The organism is Actinoplanes sp. ATCC 53533 (genome assembly GCF_003947245.1).
Genome location: NZ_QHHV01000629.1, coordinates 1 through 680, shown reverse-complemented (window position 1 = coordinate 680; position 680 = coordinate 1). Strand labels below are relative to the sequence as shown.

The following is a 680-nucleotide window of genomic DNA, read 5'->3' as shown; positions in this document are numbered from 1 at the left end:
GGATCACGCAGAGGGCGTTGTCCGGCAGCGTGGGCTCCTTGGCCGGCGGCTCGACGCCGTTGCCCTTCTTGCTCGGGTCGACGAAGGCGGTCGAGTTCGGCAGGAAGTCCTTGTTGTCGGCGTCGATCGCCTTCGAGGCCGAGTCCAGGAACATCTTCCAGATCTGGCCCGGCGTCGAACCGCCGTTCATCGGCCTGCCGTTGGCCTTGAAGATCGGCATCAGTTCCATTTGCTTGGTCTTCTTGTTCACCTTCTCGCGGCCGATCCAGACGGAGGCCGCGATCTCCTTGGTGCCGCCGACCATCCAGGCGTCACCGTTCTGGCCGTCCTTCTTGCCCTTGCCGGTGAATTCCCAGGTGCCGGTCTTGCCGATCGCCTTGCGGCCGTCAGCGAGCCCGATGCCGTTGATTCTGGGAATCTTCTGCATGACGTCCTGGGCCGCGGCGGCGACGTCGGGGCTGAACGCCTTGACCGGCTTGAGCTTCTCGCCGGTGTTCTTGACCGCGACGAACTTGCCCGTCTTGGCGTCGCGCTGGCGCACCTCGCGGACGAAGTGGGCCTTGTTGTAGACGCCGTCGTTGGCGATCGTGGCCACACCGCTGGCGTGGTCGAGCGCGGTGATCGAGTACTGGCCGAAGCCGACCTCGCGGCCGAAGCCGATCTTCTTGAGCTGCGCCTCG

The 680-nt window shown here is 65.3% G+C and carries 1 protein-coding gene; it reads right to left on the bottom strand.

Annotated features, from left to right (window positions below; translation table 11 throughout):
• The coding region (locus DMB66_RS60365) for a penicillin-binding transpeptidase domain-containing protein (RefSeq protein ID WP_255441711.1) at positions 1 to 680 on the bottom strand (680 nt) is incomplete at both ends.